Source organism: Nitrosomonas ureae (assembly GCF_900108305.1).
Taxonomy (GTDB): domain Bacteria; phylum Pseudomonadota; class Gammaproteobacteria; order Burkholderiales; family Nitrosomonadaceae; genus Nitrosomonas; species Nitrosomonas ureae_B.
On record NZ_FNUX01000006.1, the window covers coordinates 88,152 to 110,360 of the forward strand.

The window sequence follows — 22,209 nt, forward strand, 5'->3', positions numbered from 1 at the left end:
CATCAATTAAGAGACCGGGCTAACATAACCATATCAAACAGGCCGCCGGCAGCAAAGGAAATCGCTCCGAAAATAGGCAGTATCGCAATAATCCGGCAAGCTATTCTTAAATGCTCAGCTTCCTCCTTATTTTCAATCTTCATGTGACGCGGGATTGAGAGAATCACATAGCTAATCAAACTAAGAAAAATGATATTCCCAATAGTAAGTGGCAAAAGATTGGTGAAATAGATTTCTATCGGGCCGAGGGTTTTCCCGGCACAGTATCCACACTCATCGATCAGTTCAAATATCAAATCGCGGCGTGCATTGATGGTTTGAAAAAAGCTCAGTGTCGTGTTCACTGCCCCCCATAAGGCGGCCAGCAAGACAATGGGAAGTCCCAATCTATCCATTTTTGCTCCTTTTCAACCCAGAGAGTCAGGAAGTTTAAGCGAATCCACGCACAACTGCACGTACATGGCATACTGGAGATTATCACGGTGATGTTTAAAAAGAAATTCGCTTGCTTTAGAAGCGGGCAACCATAAATGCCAAACCATCTTATTATTGAATGACCCGCCAAACAGCGGGAATCCAGTCCGTGTTGAACAACTCGAACCGAGGTTAAATAAAAAACTGCGCGGCAGCTGCACATTCGAGTATCCTACGCGGTTATTCCGTAACGAGTCACCAATTATGATGCAGTATCAACTCTTCGCCACCACGCCCAAAGCGATGGAAGGCATTCTCGCTAATGAAATCAGCGCTCTGGGTGGACAGGAGATACACCAAAAACTGGCTGGCGTAGCTTTTCAGGGCGATCTGGCGATGGCGTATCGAGCTTGTTTATGGCTGCGTACTGCCAACCGCGTGTTGTTATTGCTCAACAGTTTCGAGGTTAAATCTCAGCAGGATCTTTACGATGGCGTTCAGCGCATCGACTGGTTCGAGCATTTAGGTCCTGACGACAGTTTAGCGGTATCGTTCAGCAGCAAAAATAATCCGGCAATCGATAACACGCACTTTGGCGCACTGAGAGTCAAAGATGCCATCGTCGATCAAATGCGTACCAAATCTGGCAACCGGCCTAATGTCGATACCGCATATCCCAGTATTCGCGTCAATGTCTACCTGCATAACGAAACCGCACAGTTGAGCCTGGATTTATCTGGCGAAAGCTCGCATAAGCGTGGTTATCGCGACATCAATATTGCGGCACCCATCAAGGAGAATCTTGCAGCGGCCATTCTGTTGCGCGCAGATTGGCCGGAAATCGCCCGGCAAGGTGGCTCACTGCTCGATCCGATGTGCGGTTCGGGCACGCTTCTGGTGGAAGGCGCGTTGATCGCGGGTGACATCGCACCGGGCTTGCAGCGGGATTATTACGGCTTTCTAAGTTGGAAACAGCACGATGCTGCGCTGTGGCAAAATATTCTCGAAGATGCCCGGCAGCGCCGTGAGATGGGTTTAGCCAGATTGCCGGTGATCGTTGGCTTTGACCAGGATCGCGAGAGCGTCAATGCCGCATTGCAGCATATTGAAAACGTAGGATTATCCGACAAGATCCACATCGAGAAGCGCAATATCGCCGATGCATCTGTCGCGGCAAGCTGGCCTCCTGGATTGATTGTTTGCAACCCGCCGTATGGCGAACGTCTTGGCGATGAAGAACAAGCCGGGATGTTATACCGTGAATTTGGCGCGGTATTGAAACAGCGTTTTACCGGCTGGCAAGCGGCAATCATTATCGGCAATCCGGAATTGGGCTTCCGATTGGGCATACGTTCGCATAAACCGATCACGCTTTTTAACGGCGCACTGGAATGCAAGCTGTTGCGCTTGACCATCGAGGAAAAAGCTTTTTTTGAACCGAAAGCCAAATCCCAGCAGGAACGCATCGAATTCATCCATCGCCGCGCCCAGGCCGGGCAACCCGACAGTCAGGCGGAAATGTTCGCCAACCGATTACATAAGAACCTGAAAAAACTGGCCAAATGGGCCAAACAAAATCAAGTGCATTGTTATCGGCTGTACGATGCCGATCTCCCGGAATATGCGGTGGCTGTGGATATTTATCAAGGCGAGAAAACCTGGGTCAATGTTCAAGAATATGAATCTCCCCGATCTGTCGACCCTGCCAAAGCCAATCAACGGCTGGCCGGAGTAATGGCGGAAATACCCAAAGTGCTGGAAATTCCCGCCGAACAAGTATTCTTGAAAATTCGCCGCAAACAGAAAAACACCGATCAATATGAAAAACAAGGGGATTCCCGCCGCTTTCATGTGGTTGAAGAAAGTGGTTGCAAGTTTTGGGTGAATTTTGAGGACTATCTGGACATCGGCCTGTTTCTTGATCATCGCCCAATGCGCTTACTGATTCAACAACAAGCAAAAGGTAAGCGTTTCTTGAATTTATTCGCTTACACCGGCAGTGCTACAGTACATGCGGCAATCGGCGGCGCAGAATCGAGCGTCACGGTGGATATGTCCAATACTTATCTGGACTGGGCCAAGCGCAATTTTCATCTCAATGGCATCAGCGACAGGCACCAGCTGATACGGGCTAATTGCTCGGAGTGGCTGGCGCAACAAGCGCAAGCAAAACATAAACAACAATTTGACTTGATTTTTCTCGACCCCCCCACTTTTTCCAATTCCAAAAAAATGGATGAGATTTTCGATATCCAGAAAGATCATATACCACTGATCCGTAATACCACGGCCTTATTGGCACCTAAAGGAATCTTGTATTTCTCGACCAACTTCCGCCGTTTCAAATTGGACAAGGAAGCATTAAGCGATCTGATCATTGAAGATATCAGTACCAGAATGATCCCCGAGGATTTTGCGCGCAACGCCAGGATACATTATTGCTGGAGAATATCCCGCTGATCAAATTTCATCGGCGATAGCGCCAGGAGTTATTGAGCAGAAAACCGGCATTAGCAATTAATTCGAGTAATCCGATAGCTTTATATCCTATGATCTTATAAGCGGATTGACGGAAAATATTCAGACATGCTGTCAAAAAAATCGAATAGCGGTATCATTAAATGATAAGGCTCCCTGCTCAGGTGAAAAAACCATGAAGAAAACAGTTCTCATTACAGGCTCCAATCGTGGCATTGGACTGGAATTTGTCCGTCAATACGCTTTGAGCGATTGGCGTGTCATTGCTTGCTGCCGCAATCCGGCGTCAGCGGATGCATTGAGCCGTTTAGCCGCGCAGCATCCGAATCAAATCAGTATTTATCGGCTGGACGTCGCTAATCATTCGCACATTGAACAGCTGGCACAGACGCTATCCGGTGATGCCATCGATTTATTGATCAATAATGCCGGCGTTTACCCTCCGGAATCAGGGGATGCTTTCGGAATGACGGACTATCAGGCATGGGCGCATACCTTTGCGGTGAACACCATGGCGCCGCTAAAAATGGCCGAAGCATTTCTGCAGCCGATTGTCGGCAGCAACCTGAAAACCATCGTCACCATTACCAGCAAAATGGGCAGTATTGCAGACAATCGGGGCGGCGGCAGTTACATCTACCGTTCCAGCAAAGCGGGTGTCAATATCGTGATGAAAAGCTTGTCGATAGATTTGAATCCCAAACAGATCACAGTTGTCCTGTTGCATCCCGGTTGGGTAAGAACCGACATGGGTGGCCCGAACGGATTAATCTCAACCGAACAAAGCGTCACCGGCATGCGCCGCGTTATCGATAACCTAAAATTCGAAGATTCCGGAAAGTTTTATGCTTTTGACGGGCAGATTGTGCCTTGGTGAATACAGATCCAAACAGATAACGGTCTGAACTACTCCCAATTTTGCAGCCAACAACTAAAACCAGCTATCCGCGCCATTCAATATTGCCTTGACCGATAGGCGTTACGCAAAGGTTTCACCAGCATCGATAAGCCAAACACCGACACGCTGAACAGCACAATGGTTGTACCGGAAGCGACGTTGAAAATATAACTCAAATACATACCCATTACGCCGGTCACCGCGCCGATGATGGTCGAAGAAATAATCATGCTGCTAAAACGATCCGTCAGCATTCTCGCAGTCATGGCCGGGGCAATGAGCGTGGCGGCGACCATGGTGACGCCAATGACATTCAGCGACGCGATGACCGAGAATGTAAGCAACAATGAAAATAGCCATTGCACGGAATCGGTTTTGATACCAAATACACGCGCCGCTTCATTATCGAAAGTGGAAAACAGTAATGCGCGATACGTGATGAACATGGTAATCAGCGTGAAGAAAGCAACCAGCCCGATGATCATCAAATCCTGTTCTGTAATTCCAAGAATATTGCCAAATAAAGCTGCTTCGAAGTTTTGTTTAAAATTCCGCATCTTGCTGACAATCGCCACACCCAGGGCGAACATCGCTGTGGTTACTATTCCAATCGCAGCATCCAGTTTGATTTTATTGTTTTTAGTAATTTTGTTGATGATGAATGCGGCGAGTAATCCCATCGCGCACGCGCCCGCATAAAAATTCAGATTCAGGGTGATACCGATTACTGCGCCACCAATTGCCGCATGAGATAATCCGTGACCGACATAACTCATGCCGCGTAGCACGACGTAAACTCCGATCAGGCCACCGGACGCACCTACCATCAACGCTGCAAGCAAGGCATGACGGAAAAATTCATACTCGATCGGTTCCAGCAGAAATTCCATCAGGAATGCTCATCAATAAAATTGAGCGGCGTGCTATTAGCGATCAGGAGATGTCCTTCGGATTTTACAATGACAATATCACCACCATATGTTTTAGTCAGGATTTCGTTGGTAAATATCGTATTCGGCCGACCTTGGGCAACTATCCCCCGATTGAAACAAATAACCCACGGCAAGTGAGATGCCACCGCATTTAAATCATGCGTGGTTAATAATATGGTAATACCCCCACTATTGATATCCCCCAATAAATGCAACACCTCGTGCTGAGTCTTGATATCAACTCCGGAAGTCGGCTCATCCAGGATCAGAAGCTTGGGATTGTTGATCAACGCGCGCGCCAGAAACGTGCGCTGTCGCTGACCCCCTGATATATCGCTGATATGGTTTTTCAGGCAATCATCAACACCTAATCGATGCGCAAGGTCCCGAATGCAAGCCCGTTCCTGCTTGCTGAGCCAAGGCCAAATACGCCCATTGGTATAAAGCCCCATGGAAATGACTTCTTCAACCGTTACCGGAAAATTCCAGTCAACACTGCCAAGTTGCGGCACATAACCTATCGTACCTGGCCTCACTTTATTCACGGGATAGCTATAGAGCTCCACCTGTCCTGCACTCACAGCATGAATCCCCAAAATAATTTTCAGCAACGTCGACTTCCCACAAGCCGTGGGACCGACAATTCCGGCAAATTGACCTGCGGCAATTTCCAGACAAAGATCGTCGAATACTACATTTTGTTCATAACGAGCAGAAACGCCGGTCAATTTTATTGCAGGAACCAAGGGGGAATCAGAATGCAATGTTGCTGGCATCAATGTTGGCCATACAGGTTGAATTACCGCCTAAGGCTTCGGTCATGGTAATCATGTTACCGGCCATCATACCGATGAAAGAGTTATTAGGCGCCGCCGGGAACTTATCATCCGAGAGTTGATCGATAAATTTGGCTTTTGCTTCCCAGGCAATTTGTTTCATCACTTTACTGGGAAAAACTTCCGAACCAAATATGGCTGGCACACCAGTTTCTCTAATTTGTTTAATAATGCTGATAACTTCTTGAGGGCCGGGCTCGGAGAAATCGGAGGGTTGAATTGCTGCGATTACTGTCATGCCATAACGTGGCGCAAAATAAGCAAAAGAGTCATGATAGGTTACCAGCTTACGGTTATTTTGAGGAATCGTCTCAATACAATTGAAAATTGCCTGATCCAGCTTCTTTAGTTTGGTCAAATAAGTTGCAGTATTTTCCTGATAACTCGCTTTATTGGCAGGATCGAGCATTATCAGGCTGTCTTTTATTATTTCTGCATAACGCATTACCAATTCAATATTTAACCATAAATGGGGATTAGGGTGTCCATGTTCGCGGGGAAAACTAAAATCATACTGCCAGTCCGCTTCTTTTAGCGTAAGGTTTCCCAATTGCAGAATCGAAGTTTCAGACCTTTTTACCTTTCTCGCCAATTTTAATGTGGGCAATTCCAGATCAAGGCCATTCACGATAATCATGTCGGCTGCCCGTAATATTTTTATGTCCGAAGGAATAGGCTCAAACGTATGGGAATCGGTACCATCAGGAACGATTCCGGTTACTTTGATGTGTTTTCCACCAATATTTTGCACGATGTTCGTGATCGGTGAGACGGTGGTAACAATTTCCGGTATTTCATGAGTCTTGGCTGCGAATACCAAACTTTGCAAGCAAAGTAGTAGCAAACATAAAAAAATCCCTGTAATTCTATACGTTATAAATTTCATAACCAAGCTTCCCTTAAATAATATTCTTCTGTTGTATGAAAAAAAAACAATTTATCATACATTTTGAATTATTATGAGTCGCCATAAGGAATTCAAATAATAAAACATGTAATTTTACGGGAAAAAACATGCAAAAAATAACTGCTCTGTCGTCCGCATTACGGCGGTTTATCCAAGGGAGCAGTATTCTATCATTGAGTTGGGTATCCTTATGGGTCGACGCCGCAGGCATTCCAACCCTTAACGAAATGCTCGTTCGTGCCAACGCGCGGGAATTGATCGGATCGGCCAATTCCGCCAATGAAGGCACTGTCCTTAAACATCAGCTTGATCTGCGCACGGTTTATCGTCCGGGAGAATTACTCGAAACAGTACCGGGTTTAATTGTTACGCAACATAGTGGTGAGGGGAAGGCCAATCAATATTTTTTGCGCGGCTTTAATCTCGATCACGGCACAGACTTACGAATTACCGTCGATGGCATGTTAGTCAATCAGCGTTCACATGGTCACGGCCAAGGTTGGGCAGACACCAACTTCATCATTCCGGAATTGATAGGCAACTTGCAATACATGAAAGGACCGTATTACGCTCATCAGGGAGATTTCTCCTCTGCCGGGGCTGTCAGTATGGGCTACGTCGACAAGCTACCCAAGGGTATCGCTAGCTATGGTTTAGGACAGCAAGGATTTATGCGGGGGCTGGTAACTAAATCGCATGAAGTCGGACGTGGTAATGTTTTGTATGCGGTCGAACTGCTCACTAAAGACGGCCCATGGGTTAAGCATGAAGATTTCAAGAAATTTAATGCGGTATTGCGTTATAGCCAAGATACCGGATCAACCAAATTCAATGTTACCGCGATGGGCTATGGCGGAAACTGGAATTCTACCGATCAGATTCCGGCAAGAGGGGTAGCCAGTGGCTTCGTTCCACGATTGGGTGCCATAGATCCCAGTAGTGGCGGGGAATCGCATCGATTTAGTCTCTCGACTGCATTGCAACATTCAAGCCGCTATGGCATCACCCAATTCAACTTGTATACGCTTCACAGTAACTTGGCATTATTTTCAAATTTCACCTATTTTCTTGATGATCCCGTGAACGGAGATCAATTTTCTCAGATTGATAAACGTTTTCAGTCGGCAATGAATGTAGATCATCTTTGGGTTAGCAGGATTAAAGGGATCGAGATCGAAAATACGGTAGGTGTCCAGTTTCAAAACGACGTAATCGATAATGGACTGTTGAGCACAAAAGAGCGCCAAACTTTGTCGACTACCCGCAAGGACCATATCAATCAAAACAGCGTAGGTATTTTTTATCAGAATAGCATTCAGTGGCTGGAAAAATTTCGTAGCGTGGCTGGTGTCCGTTCAGATTATTATTGGTTTGATGTCAACAGCAATCTCAATGTAAACTCGGGTAACCGCTACGATAGTATGACAAATCCCAAATTGGGTCTGATTTTTGGCCCTTGGGTAAAAACGGAATTGTATTTTAATTATGGCAGTGGATTTCATAGCAATGATGCGCGCGGGACAACTTCTATCGTTGATCCAAAATCAGGGGATCCGATTAACAGAGTCAATCCCCTGGTCCGCTCGACCGGCTATGAAGTCGGGGTCCGTACCGCCATAATTCCAGGGCTACAGGCTTCCTTTGCCGCATTCCGACTGGATCTTGACTCAGAATTGTTATTTGTGGGCGATGCCGGAACAACTGAGGCCAGCCGTCCAAGTAAGCGGGAAGGGTTTGAGGTTTCACTGTTTTATATGCCCAAGGATTGGTTGACGGTCGATATTGATTATGCCTTGGCACGCGCGCGTTTTAATGATAACGATCCCAGCGGCAATTACATACCTGGCGCAATTAGAGGAGTAGGCAAGATGGCGGTTTCCGTCGACAACATTGGTCAGTTTTTTGGTAGCATGCAGATGCGCTATTTTGGCAAGCGCTCATTGATCGAAGATAACAGCGTACAATCCAATCATACCGTAACGCTGAATGGTCAAATCGGGTATAAAATCGGCAGCAATGTGCGCGTGATTCTGCAAGGATTCAATTTACTTAACACGCATGCTCATGCGATTGATTACTACTATGCTTCCAGGCTTCCAGGAGAACCTGCAGCTGGCGTCAATGACGTGCATTTTCACCCGATTGAGAGCCGTTCACTGCGGGTTAATCTGGTAGCCAACTTTTAATTGACAAAATAAATTAAAAATCACTTAAATTGTTTGTTGATGTACGATTTTGCGTTTTTTCAGATAACCGAATTCTAGTCATAATTCCTGAGGAGTGTTTTATGGAGCGCTTTACTATTTCAATGGATGATCAGCTTTTTAAACAATTCGATAAACTTGCTCAGGCACGTGGTTATGACAATCGTTCAGAAGCGATTCGTGATCTTATCAGAGAATATCTGGAAACCGCGCGCCTGCAAAAAAGCAACCAGGGTTATTGTATTGCCACGCTGAGTTATATCTACAATCATCACGAAAGGGATCTGGCCAGCCAAGTAACTTCGGCACATCACAGCCACCACGATTTGACCTTATCGAGTATGCATGTCCATATGGATCACGATAACTGCCTCGAAGTTGTTATCCTTCGCGGTACGATTCAGGATGTCCGGGCTTTTGCCAATCAAATAATTGCTACCAACGGTGTGCGGCATGGCAAATTGCACATCGTACCGATTGAATTTGCCCAGGAACATCACTCCCATTCGACTGCTGCGCATACGCATAGCAGCCCATTGACTTAACTTTCTAACAATAACCTTCTGAAAATAAAGAATCCAGTTTTAGTAACGAGGTTTAGCTTCAGAATTTTGTCATATTCAGTGTGAATTTCCCCAATATTTGGATTTTCCGGCAGCAAATAGAAACATCCACATGACCAGAACAAAAGGAAATGTCAGTGTCGGCAGACCAATCGGCGCAAGGAAATTAGCCAAACCGGCCTGGCAAATAACAGTTAGAACTCCCGCCAGTAGCGCCAGAATCGCAGTGCCTGTAGTAGGCTTGAGGAAAACCCAGCCAACCGCCATCATTGCCAGCACCGGATTGAATGCATAAAGCCCCATTTCAATCAGCGTCTTATCCGCACCCAGGCAAATCGGTAAGGCGACGCCAACAATTGCACCAGCCAGCGCCATGGATGCACCGCGCAATGACGTAATTGCAATACCGATAAGAAACAGGATACCTACAATAACGCTATCGGCAAACATCACTTCGGCGACGCCTTTGGTTACGGCTGTATACCAGGCCTCGGCCGCATCTTGCGTAAGAGTCGCAAACTCCGCTGCAACCACTGAGGCCGCCGCAATGTCAGCGGGAATGCCTGGTTCCGGCAATACAGGGCCACGCGCAAATCCGTCAAAAGAATAGACGGCCACCATAAACATCCAGCATGTTAGAACAAAGGGGGATGTCGATGCGGGAATGTTATAAGGCTGCAAGATCCGCATCAAAGCAGCGAGCACAATGGTCGATAAAATCGATGCAAGCACAACAAGCACCCAGAGTTGTGGCGTATTTTCCAGGAACAAAAATAGACAAGGACCTACCAGAGTTCCATTAAAACCGTATAACCCTGCATCAATATCATCATCAGAGAAGCCTAATAAATATGCAGCAACCGTACTGCTGATGACGCCCACAGTCGCGGCAAGTCCAGCAGTGATCCCGCCAACATATAAGGCAATTAGAAAAATAAGACCGGTAACCGCATTGCAACAGAAAAACACTTGCCCTACGCCTCTGAAGATAACACGCAAAGGCTTGGGTATTGTCCTGTCAATTGATAAAGACCATTCCATGATGATTAGCTCCTAAAGTTTATATAAAAAAGAAACTACGGTAACTAAATAAAACAATAATTTACTGAATCATTCAGGCCAGGATTAACAGTAAGCTTGTGAAGGACATTTATCAACCTGCTCGCTGTTTCACTTCTTCCAGCAATCCTTGCTTAATAATAAAATCAATTATTTGATCAACACCTTCGCCAGTTTGCAGGTTAGTAAACACAAATGGCCGATCGCCTCGCATTTTTTTTGCATCTCGCGCCATCACATCCAAATTTGCTCCGACATAAGGCGCCAGATCAATTTTATTAATGACCAGCAACGCTGAACGTGTGATGCCAGGGCCACCTTTACGCGGTATTTTCTCGCCAGCTGCAACATCAATCACATAAATGGTTAGATCGGAAAGTTCCGGACTGAAGGTGGAAGCTAGATTATCGCCGCCGGATTCAACCAGGATAAGATCGAGATTGGGAAAATCGGCCGTCATGCGCGCAATGGCCTCAAGATTGATGGATGCATCTTCTCGAATGGCGGTATGTGGACATCCCCCTGTTTCCACACCCATCAAACGCTCCGGAGGCAGAGCATTGGCGCGTAATAAAATCTCCATATCTTCCTTGGTATAGATATCGTTCGTAATGACAGCCATTTCATAACGATCACGCATTTTCTTGCTTAAGGCCTCACATAAAGCCGTTTTTCCTGACCCTACCGGACCCCCGATACCCACTCGAAGAGGATTTGATTGTTTATTCACGTGTAATACCTCAAAAATTATGACCGATAAACCCTACTATATTGTGTTTCGTGTTGCATCGACAACAATGACAATCCCGGCGCCCAGTTCGACAGTTCGTCATCGTTGAGTTGCTGCGCACGTACCGATACTTCTTCAATTACTGCATGTAATGATAATAAAAGACTCTGCCCGGAAACCTGCCCAAGCGGCACTGATTTAACACAAACTAACACTTGGTTTTCGACCAAAGAAAACAGCATTCCAAGCAGTGCCGCTTCACGGGGCACTCCAAGTGCTTCTGCAGCACATGCAAATGCGGTAGGTAAAGGCATTTCGGATTGATTGGCTAAAATTGCATTCAAAGAATCGTCCGCAATTTTCAGATCCGTGACCAATTTTCCCAGGGAATACCCCATCTGTATAGTTTCCGCGCGAAACTCCACGGTATCTCGTGCTGCAACAAAACATTCAGTCCAGTAATTAATAGTCGCCAAATCACGCTCGGCAAATGCTTTAAGTAAGCGCCATAGGATAGGTGCTTCGAAATCCGCGATGATATTCAAAGCCTCCGAAATCCACACACGCGCAGAACTCTCATCATGCACATCACCCTTCTCAATGGCGGATTCCAGGCCTTGCGAATACGTATAGGCACCAATTGGCAGCGATGGACTTGCGAGTTGCAGTAAGCGCAGCAATAAAGTGGATTGCACAGTGAATGACTCCTAAGATTGCGAGTCGGAAGGTCTGTGAATCTTTTGGCGTGCTGGTATTGGTGCCAGCGGACCATGCGCATGATAATGTCCATCATCGCCATGGTGATGATGCCCTCCTCCACCATAAGCGCCTGATTCCGGTTCAAATTGCTCATCCTCTTCTATGACAGAAGCACCCAACCCCTCCAGCATTTGTTTCAAGACAGCATCTTGATGAATGCGCAGAAAAGCTTCTCCAACTTGGGTTTGCGTATGCCGATTACCCAAATGAAAGGCACACCGTAATAAATCATGTGGCGTCTGGCAAGTCACCCGATAAGTGGGTTCTTTAGCGGCAATAATCTGCACCACTCGCCCGTCATCGCTTCTAAGAAGGTCATTATTACGTAATATTGTGCCTCGCCCAGTAAAAATCGCCACTTCCTCGCCTGATGCAAGTGTCGCTCTTAGCCGACTGTTTTCGCGCATTTCATAAGGCAAAACGAGTTGCGCATATACTGAGTCTGCATGATCTATTTTCTTATTCAGCGTAAGCATTTATGTTACCGTAAGTCATTAATTATCCTGCAGCTATCAGAGAAACAAACACCGTGATAGCTGCTCATTGGAATGAAAACCCCTTTGTACCTGTTTACTCGTTAAAGAAGTAAAGTAAGAATTACACCTAAAACAGAAAGTAACGTTGTGCCATTGGTAATACATCTTCAGCACCGCATGTCAGCAATTGCCCATCCGCACGGACTTCATAGGTTTCCGGATCAACTTCCATTTTAGGAGTTGCGCTATTATGAATCATGTCTTTCTTGCGCAAGTTTCGGGTATTCTTAACCGCAATAATATCTTTATCCAGCTTCAGTTGATCAATTAAATTAGCATTAAGTGCAGCTTGCGAAGCAAATGTAAAACACGATGTTTTGATCCCGCCTCCATATCCTCCAAACATGTAGCGATAATGTACCGGCTGAGGTGTTGGAATCGATGCATTAGGATCACCCATCAGCGATGCTGCAATCATTCCCCCTTTCAATATCATGGATGGTTTTACACCGAAAAAGGCAGGTCTCCATAATACAAGATCCGCATATTTACCGACTTCTATTGAGCCGATTGCATGTGCAATGCCATGTGTGATGGCCGGATTAATTGTGTACTTGGCAACATAACGTTTTACACGAAAATTGTCATTCCTTGAGTTATCTTCTTGCAATGTACCGCGCTGTATCTTCATCTTATGCGCGGTTTGCCATGTACGCAACACGACTTCACCAATACGTCCCATTGCTTGCGAATCCGAGGACATCATAGAAATTGCTCCCATGTCATGCAAAATATCCTCAGCGGCAATCGTTTCTTTCCGGATACGTGACTCTGCAAAGGCAACATCCTCCGGAATATTGGCATGTAAATGATGGCACACCATCAACATATCCAAATGCTCATCAAGAGTGTTGACCGTATAAGGACGAGTCGGATTCGTAGACGAAGGTAAAACATTCTCCTGGCCAACGACTGCGATAATATCCGGAGCATGACCTCCACCTGCACCTTCGGTGTGAAAAGTATGAATAGTCCGATCTTTCATGGCAGCAATGGTATTCTCCAAATATCCGCCTTCATTAATAGTGTCAGTATGGATAGCGACCTGTACATCATATTTATCCGCCACATCCAGGCAATTATCAATCGCGGCATATGTGGTACCCCAATCCTCATGGAGCTTCAGGCCACAAGCTCCGGCAAGTACTTGCTCTTCGAGCGGTGTAGGCAGGCTGGTATTACCTTTACCGAAAAAGCCTGTATTCATTACTAGCCCATCCGATGCTCTTAGCATCGAATGAATATGCCAGGGACCGGGCGTACAGGTAGTTGCGGCTGTTCCAACTGCAGGTCCGGTACCGCCGCCCAGCATGGTAGTGATGCCGTTCATCATGGCGTCTTCGGCTTGTTGCGGAGAAATGAAATGAATATGGGTATCAACACCGCCCGCGGTAACAATCGAATTTTCACCCGCAATAATCTCAGTCGCTGAACCAATTGCCATCGTAACATTCGGCTGAATATCCGGGTTACCGGCTTTTCCGATATTAGCTACTTTGCCATTCTTGATCCCTATATCCGCTTTTACAATCCCCCAGTGATCGATAATGATTGCATTGGTAATGACGGTATCCATAACATCCGCGTGATTTCGCTGTGATTGTCCCATGCCATCCCGAATCACTTTGCCACCACCGAATTTCACCTCTTCTCCGTACGTAGTGAAATCTTTTTCAATTTCTATAAAAAGCTCTGTATCGGCCAGACGAACACGATCCCCGATCGTTGGACCCATCATCTCAGCATAGTTTCGACGGGAAATTTTTACGCTCATTTTCTTACTCCTGTAAAATTATTGCGATACAAACTATTTAAGTTTGCCCATCACTTTTTGGTTAAATCCATAAACGATCCGATCTCCCGCAAGTTCAACAAGCTCAACCGTTCTTTCTTGTCCGGGTTCAAAGCGGATAGCTGTCCCGGCCATAATATTCAGGCGCATACCATAGGCAGCTTCTCTATCAAATTTCATTGCAGAATTAACTTCATAAAAATGAAAATGGGAGCCTATCTGTATTGGGCGATCCCCTCCATTTGAAACGGTTAGAGTTTTAGTATTTCTGCCCACGTTTAATTCTATTTCACCCGCCTCAGTAAATACTTCACCTGGGATCATTGGCACTCTCATGGCGATCTCCTATACTTTTAATTAGCTAAACAATCGGATTATGGACGGTCACCAGTTTGGTACCATCTGGGAACGTTGCTTCAACCTGAATATCTGGAATCATTTCAGGAACGCCTTCCATGACATCAGAGCGAGTTAATATTCTCTGCCCGGCAGCCATAAGTTCGGCCACCGTTCGACCATCTCTGGCTCCTTCCAGTACAGCACAGGTGATCAGAGCAACCGCTTCAGGATAATTCAGACGTAAACCACGCGCTTTACGTCTTTCTGCAAGTAATCCGGCAGTAAATATCATTAGCTTGTCCTTCTCTCTCGGTGTTAAGTCCATAGTTCTTCTCCTGGGTAAAATAACGCTTACAATTTTAAAACTGCTGCAGCATCGTCAATGTAAAAACACTACAATTAATTATTAAGGAATCACGTATTCCACATCCGCGGCACAATAGCAGCACATCCGATTAATTCTGGTCGCAGCAAACCCCAGACACACAACATCACCTGCTTTGCCACTTCGCTTGAATCACCCAAATAACGCACCACCACAGCTGATTTAAGTTGCGACATGCCAACCTGACCAGCTCGCTTTGTGATTCTATTTGTTTCTTCTCGAGCCAGATCAATCATCGGTTGTGGTATTGTTTTTCCAGTCAGAATCAGTGTTGCGCAGACTGTTTTTCCAGACAGTGTCAAAGCGCCACTCATCGCAGAGCTCTCGCCAAGAAGGTGTATTTGCTCCAGCCAGACCAATTTGTTATTTCTCTTGATGCTGGTACGTTGCTTGATTTGACCGTTACTGAACGTTTCGCCGTAGGCGGTCCTTCCAAAACACAAGATTTCACAACTCACATAAACTGCATCATCTTCCAGGATTACCTGATGATCAATTTCTACGTTTGCATTGTTGTAAAAAATGGTTTCCTGCGGCACCCATTCAAGAGAGCCGCCTTTTCTTACATTAACCCTAATTTTCTGGTGTGAAGTATGGCCGTTGGCTTTGTACCATTTGGCAGCACCGGGTGTAGTTATCTGTGCATTGGCAAATGCATCAACTTGAGCTGAAATTTCTAGCTGATCACCGCCCACAACCCCACCTGGCGGATGAATAATCACCACATGACAAATCTTTCGTCCTTCAGGGTAAAAAGGTTTCTGTACCAGTAAAGGACCGAAGTGTTCTCGTTCCACGAGGCGCGTTACTCCATCCATTTCGGCGAATTTGAGTGATAATCTTGCTTGGAGGGGTTTATGCTCTGAAGCTACGTTTGAAGTGGGTATAACGACATCAGTTGGCTGCGTTAAATCACTCGGAAGAGTAAAATTCCGCTGCTTGATTCCTGATTCTTCTTCGGAGTAAGTGGATAACAACATGGTTTTTCCAGTGTTTATTAATGGAGAAAAAATTACAGAAAACCCTAAATTTGTAACTGGAAAGAGATTTTAAAAACATCAAGCGTTGGACCTGAGACTCCGGGTGCATAATTTAATCCCTTCATCAGCAGATCTCCGTGCTGATAGTAAGCTGAAATACGTGCATTAAATCCATCGATAATATAGTTTAGACCCGTTTCAATTTCTTCTCGATTACTGCTAGAGTTGGGTTGGATACTGGTAAATCTGCCATAAGGCTGAAAATACCCTATGCCAATTTTAGTTGGAAACATATAAAGACCGGTTACTGTCCACGACTTACCATCAAACATGCAGAAGCAATCACGATCAGAAAATGCTGCGGTCGAATAGTTAGCATAAAATTGTTTATATTCGGCGTTTAGAGTAGTAACTCCCATGTTCCTGGGCAATATTTTTTCAAATAGCAAATCACCTGTAAAACCAAGGAAATCACTACGATTTGTAAACGAACCGGCACCATTCTTTTGATAAGACATACCAAATGCGAGCGCTAAAATGTCTCCAGCTTTGCCATAATACGTGCTGGAAGTGTAATAACCGGGGTTTTTTTCCGGATTCAGAAAATTATAGGTAACACGCGCAGCTGTCAGTATAGTGCCGCCCGGATTGGGGCCTGCAATTTTCGAGGATTCCAAGCCACGAAAAACTCCCACTGCATAACCCAGTGTACCTGGAATAATACCAGGCTCTGCATTGCCCCAGAAAGTTACACCGTCGTCACGGCCGTAACGACCTGCACCACCATCGCCAAACTTAGTGCTGAAATCTTGAGAAAAGAAAGGAGTTTTGAATGCATCATGAGTAGCCTGAAAAAAAGGACCGCTTAGTTCCCCCCGTTCCGTGGGTGCCAACATACGCCCCCCCCATACATTAAAGTAGCGGTTGTACTCAAATTTAACGATCGCATCCAGAATGTTGTAGGACATCTTTGGATTATCACCAGAGGCGGTATTGTTACAAAAGAAGCACTCGGTATTCACTTCGAATTTGAAGTGTTGATTAAACTGCCCATTGAGATAGAGACGCGCATTGTCATTACTGTAAGCGCCATCATTCAGATTTCCAGAATTTGGATTTTCCGTCCATAACCCTGTACCGCGATACCCTGCGCCTAAACTAATCCATCTGTTTTCATTCGTTTCCACCTTGAGCATTTTTTTAATCGGCGCAGTTGCTCCGGCCATCGAATAGGCTTTCGGTGCAGATAAAAGAAAAACACTCATCAGTAGAACCGCAAGGAAAAACCATGTCCATACCTGTGTTATCAATTTTTTATTACCTATATGGAAACTATGCCGGTCGAACATGATAAATGACTCCAAATTTTGTATTCTCAATTTTCATTTGAAAGTTGCTATTGTCTTTATGCATGAGGTTGCTCGTTCCCTAATATAGACTAATCCAATTGAATGATTAAACGGTCGATGATTATTATTGCAAAAATAAGCAAAAAGATTCTATCGCAGAATTTCTATTAATTACATTTGGTAATACTTTTTATATGCTTAGTATGATTAATTATTAACAAATCTCTAATAATTCGGTGGCTCTCAGTTCAACGCTTTCTTTTTAACCGAGGTATGCTGATTTTCGTAAAGTCCGAAGTTTCATAAAATGGAATAACTGTATACTCAATATAGCCAGGAATTTTGGGATCAATGCGAAAGTTACAAATACAAAATACAAGACTCTAACCTGGCGAATACAATCTATAATCTACATAGCTGTTGTCGTTATGGGCAGCAAGATGGCACGAATGGTGCGGGCGATTTGGATACATGGTGGCGAGTACCAAAGGGGTTATGTGAGTCAAATGCTCAAATAACAAAGAACAATCATCGAAAAGGAGTGGAATGCTGATAGATTATCCAAGCAGATAAACCATGTGATAGCAAAACAGGTCAAGCCGCAAGAACGTGAACTTAGATTTTTACCAATACCGCTTTTAGCACCATGCGGAAATAGAAAACCTTATTGGCAAATTCCCGCAGGATCTGCAGATAGAATCCAATCTGCAATAAGGCCGGATTCAAAACCGCAATCGATTCCTGCATTGCTAAAGCACACTATCTCTTGTCAGATCGGGAGGCATCTCTATAAATTAAAATGACTGATATTACTGCGATTCTGGGAAACGAAAGCGAACTACTTCTTAATCATGTCTGCAATACGATACCTAAACATGGTTTGCAATTACCAGGTACCGATTTTGTCGATCGTGTGATGGCATTGAGCAATCGCAAACCAAGTGTTTTGCGCAATTTGCAGGCACTTTATCATCAAGGGCGATTATCCGGTACAGGTTATTTATCCTTGTTGCCTGTAGATCAAGGGGTGGAACACTCGGCAGGCGCATCGTTTGCACCTAATCCAATATTTTTTGATCCGAAATGTATCATTGAGCTTGCTATTGAAGGCGGCTGCAATGGCGTTGCCTCCACTTTGGGGGTATTGGCGATCGTGTCACGTCAGTATGCGCATAAAATCCCTATGATTCTTAAAATCAACCATAATGAATTGCTGACTTACCCTAATAAATTCGATCAAACGATATTTGCGAGTGTCGATCAGGCCTTCGACATGGGAGCTTGTGCCGTGGGCGCAACTGTATTTTTTGGTTCGGATGAATCGCGCCGTCAAATTCAAGAAGTTTCTGCAGCATTTGAACACGCGCACGATCTGGGCATGGTCACCATATTATGGGCATATACCCGAAATAGTGCATTTAAAACTGCAGACAACGACTATCATGTCAGCGCCGATCTGACGGGACAGGCTAATCACCTGGCAGTCACCATCGGTGCAGACATCGTTAAACAAAAAATGGCTACCAATAATGGCGGCTACAACGCAATAAAATTCGGCAAAACCCACCCTAAAGTATATAGCGAACTCACAACGGATCATCCGATTGATCTCGTGCGCTATCAAGTCGCAAACTGCTACATGGGACGGATCGGCATGATCAATTCGGGCGGTGAATCGGGCAGTGATGATTTGCACCAGGCCGTCAGAACGGCCGTCATTAACAAACGTGCCGGAGGGATGGGGCTCATTTCCGGGCGCAAAGCCTTCCAGAAACCTTTCGCTGAAGGTGTCAGGCTACTCCACTCAATTCAAGACGTGTATTTGTCGCATGAGGTAACTGTAGCTTGAGGGATATAGTTAGAATGTAACCGGTCAATCTGATATGACAGTCATCCGATCAAATCGGGACTGTCATATCAATAATACAATCACTTGGAATGTGATTGTTGTATAGCATCCAGATTGCTTCGCGCTTCTTCATTCCCTTGTGCAGCTGCTTTCTCAAACCATTCGATAGCTTTCTTCTCATCCCTTGCTACGCCTTCTCCGGTAAAGTACATGGCACCTAAATTATTTTGTGCATCGACATGCCCTTGTTCTGCAGCTTTTTTAAATAACTCGACGGCTTGTTCCATGTCTTGAGGCACACCTTCACCATTGGCATACATAAGACCTAAATTGAATTGTGCATCGGCATAACCCTGCTCCGCTGCGCGGTAAAACCACCCGGCCGCAAGTTCCGGATCGGTGTTTAACACTTGACCGGAAACTGTCTTGGAAACGGCATCGCCCGTATAATACATTACCCCTAGACCATTCTGGGCAACCGGATCTCCAGCTCTTGCGTCTTCCATGAGCGCCTTAAATTTTTCCGCAGCGATATTTTCATCACCTATATCTGATGGCATAATTTGTTCTTTCAGCGCAGCCTTTTCTTCTTCCGTCAAACCCTCACTCATAAATGACGGAATCTCGCCCATTTTGGTGATTTCACCCATGGGATTTGGTATTGCGCTATCTTCTGATTTATCACTTTTTGTTTCTTCACCGCAACCATGAAGCAGTAAAACCGCTGCCGCAAGTAATAAAACAGCAAAAACTTTCATTTATAATTTCCTTTATTTCTCAAGTTAAATAATATAAAAAATGTACTATAGCAACTTGATGAGAAGTTGCGTATTGGTAGTTACTAACGGGCACCAGCCTTTTTTAACAATTCTGTAATTTCCCGATGTTGATAGCGGCTGGCAAGCATCAATGCAGTCATTCCATTGCCAGCTTTAAGATTAAGATTGGCATTTGCTGCGATCAGCGAATAGACTGCTCTCAAATTACCATGTTGAACCGCAAGCATTAATGCAGTAGCTCCATTTTCCAATTGATAATCCACTTCGGCTTTTGCATCAATCAGAATTTGAATGGTCTGCTGATGCCCTTCTTGCGCAGCCAGCATGAGAGCTGTTATACCATCTTCCCGTTTAGCATTTACATCAGCCTGGGCATCCAACAACAAAGTAATTACTTTCCTTCTATCTTTCTCAGCAGCCAGCATCAACGCTGTGCCATCTTCTTCAGAAACGGCATTTACATCAGCGCCGGCTCTCAATAAAATCTCAACAACCTGGTCGCGACCATCCCGGGAAGCTCGCATCAAAGGCGAGAGACCGTCATCTGCTCTTAGATTCACATCCACGCCGGCTTGCAGGAATCGCTCTACAATAGCGGAATTTCCTTTATTTACCGCTACCAGAAAAGCCGCATTCAATTCTTCCGGGCCTATTTTCTGATTCTCAAGAATATTATTCACCAAAGAAAAATTTCCCTTATCTGCGGCAGTAATCAATCCATCATCAACATTCTCTGCCCATACATTAAAAGCCAGAGAAGTCAGTAAAAACATAATTCCTGTTATAAATTCTTTTTTAAAAAATCTTATCATGCAAAATTTCCTATGATCATTCAATTATATTTATGCGGAGAATTCCAGAATTCTAATCAGCTTAGCGGTTTTGTATTTATTAATCGAATGGAAGAATTATACAATTTAAATAATTTTATTACCGCCATGTAACTCAGAATTCTCTTATCTATTACATTTCAATATCATGTACTGTATGCTATCGTTGTGCAGACTGTATCCATCTACCGCCCGATACAAAAAATCTGATTCAAACTGCTAATTTTATAGATATCAATCGGAACGTTTTCAACGTGACACCTTGGCTGGTTATGTGATTATAGTTAATAAGCTAAAGTTCTTACTCCAGAAATAATTCAAAAAATCAATCTTATGATCATTGATCATTATGACATCGTTATTGTTGGTGGTGGCCCGGTAGGCATGGCATTAGCGCTTGGCCTTCATGATAGTGGAATATCAAGCTTGCTTCTTGAAGCTCGCGGGTTACCGGAGAAAGACGAAGATCCACGTCCATTGGCATTATCGCATGGCAGTTATCTGATATTGCAGCGCCTGAAAGTGTGGGATAAGTTAATACGAAATACCCCGATCCGGACAATTCATATTTCCAATCGCGGCAGTTTCGGGCGTACTATTTTGGAATCTCAGGATGCCGGTGTTCCTGCGTTGGGTTATGTAGTGAATTATCACGATCTTTTTAGTGCCATGCATGCGCAGTTAACTATCGCACAATCCAAATATATTACTGGTGCTTTAGTTACCCGAATCGATACTACTGAAAGCTCAGGCAATGTATTTTTTGACCATTACGGACAATCAAAGCAAGTAACCGCTAAGCTGCTTGTTCTGGCTGATGGCGGCCAACTTACCAAGCAAATACCCGACATCAATTATCAATCCCATGACTATCAGCAATGGGCTGTGGTGGCAAATATCAAAGCTGAGAATAAGCAAAGGGGTATCGCTTATGAACGCTTTACACCGGATGGACCTGTTGCGTTGCTTCCCAATGATCCGGACTTTTCTTTGGTATGGACTGTAGCTCCAGAAATTGTAAAAAAAATCACCGAATTGAATGACAAATCTTTTTTATTTCAGCTACACCAACATTTTGGCGATAGACTCGGAAAGTTCATTGGTGCGGGGAAAAGATCGGCATTTCCGTTATCACTTAAATATGCCGCATCCTCCGTATCGCAAAGAATTGCACTCATCGGCAATGCAGCGCAAACTTTACATCCGGTTGCAGGACAGGGGTTTAACCTGGGTTTGAGAGATGCCTATGAATTGGCGCAGGAAATCATATACACGAAAAATGTATCGCAAGAACTCGGCGCACCCGCCATGCTATCCAGATACCACCAGAGAAGACAAAAAGACAGTAACGCTGTTAGAATCTTTACCGATACTTTGGTCAAGCTATTTTCTAATGATAGTAAAATACTAAGCCAGGCCTGTGGATTCGGCTTAAGTACTTTAGACTGCGTACCGCCGCTTAAACGCTTTATTGCTCGCCGCATGATATTTGGCGCAAAAGGATAATTTTGATCTTTGTTCCACGGTCAATTTGACAAAGGTTATAATAAAGCCCATAAGGGACATGAATATATAATTCCGTTTTCCTGA

At 44.8% G+C, this 22,209-nt stretch carries 21 protein-coding genes; 6 read left to right on the top strand and 15 right to left on the bottom strand.

Going from position 1 to position 22,209, the window contains the following annotated elements; translation table 11 throughout:
• Positions 1 to 2: 2 nt before the first annotated feature.
• Complete coding sequence (locus C4S39_RS05320; protein ID WP_103966007.1) at positions 3 to 395, bottom strand: hypothetical protein; 393 nt, start codon at positions 393 to 395, stop codon at positions 3 to 5.
• Between the two features lie 283 nt (positions 396 to 678).
• Here C4S39_RS05320 and rlmKL point away from each other — a divergent pair, with 283 nt between their 5' ends.
• Together rlmKL and C4S39_RS05330 are read left to right on the top strand one after the other, a co-directional pair.
• The gene (rlmKL, locus tag C4S39_RS05325) at positions 679 to 2,874 is read left to right on the top strand and encodes a bifunctional 23S rRNA (guanine(2069)-N(7))-methyltransferase RlmK/23S rRNA (guanine(2445)-N(2))-methyltransferase RlmL (protein WP_103966008.1); all 2,196 of its coding nucleotides are present in this window, start codon (positions 679 to 681) and stop codon (positions 2,872 to 2,874) included.
• 193 nt (positions 2,875 to 3,067) lie between these two features.
• On the top strand, positions 3,068 to 3,769 hold the full coding sequence (locus C4S39_RS05330; protein ID WP_103966009.1) for an SDR family oxidoreductase: 702 nt from the start codon (positions 3,068 to 3,070) through the stop codon (positions 3,767 to 3,769).
• A 77-nt stretch (positions 3,770 to 3,846) separates the two neighbouring features.
• Here the strand turns inward: C4S39_RS05330 and C4S39_RS05335 are convergent, their stop codons facing one another.
• Genes C4S39_RS05335 through C4S39_RS05345 form a run of 3 tightly spaced genes read right to left on the bottom strand, consistent with a single transcriptional unit; the run spans position 3,847 to position 6,444 of the window.
• Positions 3,847 to 4,680, bottom strand: coding sequence for a metal ABC transporter permease (locus C4S39_RS05335; RefSeq protein ID WP_103966010.1), 834 nt, complete (start codon positions 4,678 to 4,680; stop codon positions 3,847 to 3,849).
• Positions 4,680 to 5,498: a metal ABC transporter ATP-binding protein gene (locus C4S39_RS05340; RefSeq protein ID WP_103966011.1), complete on the bottom strand. Its 819-nt coding sequence runs from the start codon at positions 5,496 to 5,498 to the stop codon at positions 4,680 to 4,682. Before C4S39_RS05340 ends, C4S39_RS05335 begins: the two co-directional genes overlap by 1 nt.
• Positions 5,476 to 6,444 carry a metal ABC transporter substrate-binding protein gene (locus C4S39_RS05345; protein ID WP_103966012.1) on the bottom strand — a complete coding sequence of 323 codons (969 nt, stop codon included), beginning with the start codon at positions 6,442 to 6,444 and terminating at the stop codon, positions 5,476 to 5,478. Before C4S39_RS05345 ends, C4S39_RS05340 begins: the two co-directional genes overlap by 23 nt.
• Before the next feature lie 128 nt (positions 6,445 to 6,572).
• On the opposite strand from C4S39_RS05345, the gene C4S39_RS05350 reads away from it, so the two are divergent.
• On the top strand, positions 6,573 to 8,651 hold the full coding sequence (locus C4S39_RS05350) for a TonB-dependent receptor (protein ID WP_103966013.1): 2,079 nt from the start codon (positions 6,573 to 6,575) through the stop codon (positions 8,649 to 8,651).
• 101 nt (positions 8,652 to 8,752) lie between these two features.
• Complete coding sequence (gene nikR, locus C4S39_RS05355) at positions 8,753 to 9,214, top strand: nickel-responsive transcriptional regulator NikR (protein WP_103966014.1); 462 nt, start codon at positions 8,753 to 8,755, stop codon at positions 9,212 to 9,214.
• Between the two features lie 75 nt (positions 9,215 to 9,289).
• Here nikR and yut read toward each other — a convergent pair whose 3' ends face one another.
• The 9 genes from yut to C4S39_RS05400 all read right to left on the bottom strand — a co-directional run bounded on the left by yut (position 9,290) and on the right by C4S39_RS05400 (position 17,161).
• A complete protein-coding gene (gene yut / locus C4S39_RS05360) occupies positions 9,290 to 10,273 on the bottom strand; it encodes an urea transporter (protein ID WP_103966015.1) in 984 nt (327 codons plus the stop codon).
• A gap of 112 nt (positions 10,274 to 10,385) precedes the next feature.
• Positions 10,386 to 11,021 (bottom strand): urease accessory protein UreG, encoded by a 636-nt coding sequence (gene ureG / locus C4S39_RS05365; RefSeq protein ID WP_103966016.1) that lies wholly within the window; start codon positions 11,019 to 11,021, stop codon positions 10,386 to 10,388.
• A 17-nt stretch (positions 11,022 to 11,038) separates the two neighbouring features.
• The gene (locus C4S39_RS05370; protein ID WP_103966017.1) at positions 11,039 to 11,716 is read right to left on the bottom strand and encodes an urease accessory protein UreF; all 678 of its coding nucleotides are present in this window, start codon (positions 11,714 to 11,716) and stop codon (positions 11,039 to 11,041) included.
• Positions 11,717 to 11,728: 12 nt separating this feature from the next.
• Complete coding sequence (gene ureE, locus C4S39_RS05375; protein WP_062559427.1) at positions 11,729 to 12,256, bottom strand: urease accessory protein UreE; 528 nt, start codon at positions 12,254 to 12,256, stop codon at positions 11,729 to 11,731.
• 127 nt (positions 12,257 to 12,383) lie between these two features.
• Positions 12,384 to 14,090, bottom strand: coding sequence for an urease subunit alpha (gene ureC / locus C4S39_RS05380; protein WP_103966018.1), 1,707 nt, complete (start codon positions 14,088 to 14,090; stop codon positions 12,384 to 12,386).
• A 33-nt stretch (positions 14,091 to 14,123) separates the two neighbouring features.
• Positions 14,124 to 14,432, bottom strand: a complete 309-nt coding sequence (locus C4S39_RS05385; RefSeq protein WP_103966061.1) for an urease subunit beta — start codon at positions 14,430 to 14,432, stop codon at positions 14,124 to 14,126.
• A gap of 37 nt (positions 14,433 to 14,469) precedes the next feature.
• The gene (ureA, locus tag C4S39_RS05390; protein ID WP_013647629.1) at positions 14,470 to 14,772 is read right to left on the bottom strand and encodes an urease subunit gamma; all 303 of its coding nucleotides are present in this window, start codon (positions 14,770 to 14,772) and stop codon (positions 14,470 to 14,472) included.
• An 89-nt stretch (positions 14,773 to 14,861) separates the two neighbouring features.
• The gene (locus C4S39_RS05395; protein WP_103966019.1) at positions 14,862 to 15,812 is read right to left on the bottom strand and encodes an urease accessory protein UreD; all 951 of its coding nucleotides are present in this window, start codon (positions 15,810 to 15,812) and stop codon (positions 14,862 to 14,864) included.
• 44 nt (positions 15,813 to 15,856) lie between these two features.
• Positions 15,857 to 17,161 (bottom strand): hypothetical protein, encoded by a 1,305-nt coding sequence (locus C4S39_RS05400; RefSeq protein WP_103966020.1) that lies wholly within the window; start codon positions 17,159 to 17,161, stop codon positions 15,857 to 15,859.
• Between the two features lie 799 nt (positions 17,162 to 17,960).
• Here C4S39_RS05400 and C4S39_RS05405 point away from each other — a divergent pair.
• Positions 17,961 to 19,010, top strand: coding sequence for a class I fructose-bisphosphate aldolase (locus tag C4S39_RS05405; protein ID WP_103966021.1), 1,050 nt, complete (start codon positions 17,961 to 17,963; stop codon positions 19,008 to 19,010).
• Between the two features lie 80 nt (positions 19,011 to 19,090).
• Here C4S39_RS05405 and C4S39_RS05410 read toward each other — a convergent pair whose 3' ends face one another.
• Both C4S39_RS05410 and C4S39_RS05415 read right to left on the bottom strand, forming a co-directional pair.
• Positions 19,091 to 19,768, bottom strand: coding sequence for a tetratricopeptide repeat protein (locus C4S39_RS05410; protein ID WP_103966022.1), 678 nt, complete (start codon positions 19,766 to 19,768; stop codon positions 19,091 to 19,093).
• Between the two features lie 83 nt (positions 19,769 to 19,851).
• Positions 19,852 to 20,601: an ankyrin repeat domain-containing protein gene (locus C4S39_RS05415; protein WP_103966023.1), complete on the bottom strand. Its 750-nt coding sequence runs from the start codon at positions 20,599 to 20,601 to the stop codon at positions 19,852 to 19,854.
• A gap of 351 nt (positions 20,602 to 20,952) precedes the next feature.
• Between C4S39_RS05415 and C4S39_RS05420 the strand changes: the two genes are divergently transcribed.
• On the top strand, positions 20,953 to 22,125 hold the full coding sequence (locus C4S39_RS05420) for a UbiH/UbiF/VisC/COQ6 family ubiquinone biosynthesis hydroxylase (protein ID WP_103966024.1): 1,173 nt from the start codon (positions 20,953 to 20,955) through the stop codon (positions 22,123 to 22,125).
• The last annotated feature ends 84 nt before the right edge of the window (positions 22,126 to 22,209 follow it).